Below are 2,124 nucleotides of genomic sequence, written 5' to 3' on the forward strand. Positions count from 1 at the left end.
GTGCTGATGACCGCCTTCTACGCCGTCACCGAGCTGGTCGGCGAGGAGCGCGTCCACGGCCTCGCCCGCGGTGCGGGCCGCATCGCGCTGACCCGCTATACGGTGCTGCCGGTCCTTTCGGTGTTCTTCCTCACCAACCCGATGGCCTACACCTTCGGCTCCTTCCTGGAAGAAAAGCACAAGCCCGCCTTCTACGACGCCGCGGTGTCCTACGTGCATCCGCCGCTCGGCCTCTTCCCGCACATCAATCCCGGCGAGTATTTCGTCTGGGGCGGCATGCTGGTCGCGCTGCTCGACCTCGAGAAGCGGGGCGTCATCGCCAACGGCTATCACGTCAAGGTGGCGATCTGGTACGCCATCGTCGGCCTCGTCGTCATCCTGCTGAAGGGCATCCTGACCGAGCGCATCACGGCCATCATGGCACGCCGCCAGGGCGTCGAGCTCTAAGGGCGGGAGGACACCATGGCCAAGACATACAAGGCAGTAAAGATCTCGAAGGGCTCCACCGGTTGGGGCGGCCCTCTGGTCATCGAGCCGACCGAGCAGCGCAACAAGGTCGTGTCGGTGACCGGCGGCGGCATCCATCCGGTGGCGCAGCTCATTGCCGACATGACCGGCGCCCAGGCCGTCGACGGCTTCAAGTCGCCGCCGATCGAAAGCGAGATGGCGGTTGTCGTCGTCGACTGCGGCGGCACCGCGCGTTGCGGCGTCTATCCGCGCAAGCGTATCCCGACCGTCAATCTGACGCCGGTCGGCCAGGCGGGTCCGCTCGCCCAGTTCATCACGGAAGATATCTACGTTTCGGGCGTGAAGCCGGCCAACGTCACAATGGCGGACGGATCCGAAGCGGTCACCACTGCGGGGGGAGCAGCAACGATGAGTTCAAGCAACAACACCACTGCAAGGGCGGCCGAGCCGCTGCCCAGCGAAGGCGGGCTTATCGGCCTGATCAGCTCGATCGGCCGCGTCATGGGCCGCGTCGTCGGCATCTTCTTCAACTCCGGCCGCCGCACCATCGACCAGGTCGTCCGCAACGTGCTGCCCTTCATGGCCTTCGTGACCATGCTGATCGGCCTTATCCTCTATACCGGTATCGGCGACGTGCTGGCGCAGCCGATGGGCCCGCTTGCCAACAACATCGTCGGGCTGCTGGTCATCTCGGCCATCTGCGGCCTGCCGTTCCTGTCGCCCATCCTGGGACCGGGCGCGGTCATCGCCCAGGTCATCGGCGTCGCCATCATCGGCCCGCAGATCGCCAACGGCACCATCTCGCCCGCAATGGCGCTGCCGGCGCTGTTTGCCTACAACACCCAGGTGGGTTGCGATTTCGTCCCCGTCGGTCTGGCGCTCGGTGAGGCCAAGCCGAAGACGATCGAAATCGGTGTGCCGGCGGTGCTCATCAGCCGCCAGATCATGGGCCCGGTCTCCGTGCTGATCGCATGGGTCGTCTCCCTGATCGTGTTCTAAATCACTGGTAAAAAACGAGGTTCGCCATATGTCGGTTCTTCTCAAGACACGGGTCACAGCTATCGGACCCGAAGTGGCGGACCTCGCCGAGGGCGGCGTGGTCATCCTTTTCGCGGATGGCTCGCCTCCCGAACTGGCCGAGGTTTCCGTGCTTCACCTGACCGAGCAGGGACCCAGCGACGCCGCGCCGCAAAAGGGTGCTTCGATCACGCTCGGCCCGGTTTCGGCGACGATAACGGCGGTCGGCTCCACGGCCTGGAGCAAGGTGCGCGAGATGGGCCATGTCGTGATCTCCTTCAACGGAGCGTCCGAGGCCGAAAGGCCCGGCGAAGTCTGCGCATCCGAGGTCGACACAGGCGCGCTCGTGGCGGCCCTGACTCCAGGCGCTGTCATCACCATCGCCGCCTGATAATATCCGCGCTGTCTGTCGATAGCGCCCAAACCTAGAGTATTGCCATGGAACGCTCGACCATCGTCAGAGTGCACGAAGGTTTGCACGCCCGTCCCGCCACGCGGTTCGTGAAACTCGCCAAGGGTTTCGAATCCGATGTCGAGCTGGTCAAGGACGGCAAGGCGGTCAGCGCCAAGAGCTCGGTCAAGCTGATGCTGCTGGCGGTGCAGGCACACCAGGAAATAAAAATGCACGCCACCGGCGCC

4 protein-coding genes are annotated in these 2,124 nt (G+C 64.6%); all 4 read left to right on the forward strand.

The genetic code is table 11. From position 1 onward, the window contains the following. The coding region (locus EOD07_RS31995) for a PTS glucitol/sorbitol transporter subunit IIC (protein WP_281059106.1) at positions 1 to 447 on the forward strand (447 nt) is incomplete at its 5' end. A gap of 15 nt (positions 448 to 462) precedes the next feature. Next, a complete protein-coding gene (locus tag EOD07_RS32000) occupies positions 463 to 1,467 on the forward strand; it encodes a PTS glucitol/sorbitol transporter subunit IIB (protein WP_040983210.1) in 1,005 nt (334 codons plus the stop codon). A gap of 28 nt (positions 1,468 to 1,495) precedes the next feature. Then, the gene (locus EOD07_RS32005) at positions 1,496 to 1,876 is read left to right on the forward strand and encodes a PTS glucitol/sorbitol transporter subunit IIA (protein ID WP_040983208.1); all 381 of its coding nucleotides are present in this window, start codon (positions 1,496 to 1,498) and stop codon (positions 1,874 to 1,876) included. Between the two features lie 47 nt (positions 1,877 to 1,923). Continuing rightward, a partial coding sequence (locus EOD07_RS32010) for an HPr family phosphocarrier protein (protein ID WP_164772741.1) occupies positions 1,924 to 2,124 on the forward strand: 201 nt, incomplete at its 3' end.

This window comes from Mesorhizobium sp. M2C.T.Ca.TU.002.02.1.1, assembly GCF_003997225.1.

What these genes read in the sequence shown, in the direction of transcription:
- EOD07_RS32000 (WP_040983210.1), top strand. Translation starts at nt 463, where the DNA reads ATGGCCAAGACATACAAGGCAGTAAAGATCTCGAAGGGCTCCACCGGT.
- EOD07_RS32005 (WP_040983208.1), top strand. Translation starts at nt 1,496, where the DNA reads ATGTCGGTTCTTCTCAAGACACGGGTCACAGCTATCGGACCCGAAGTG.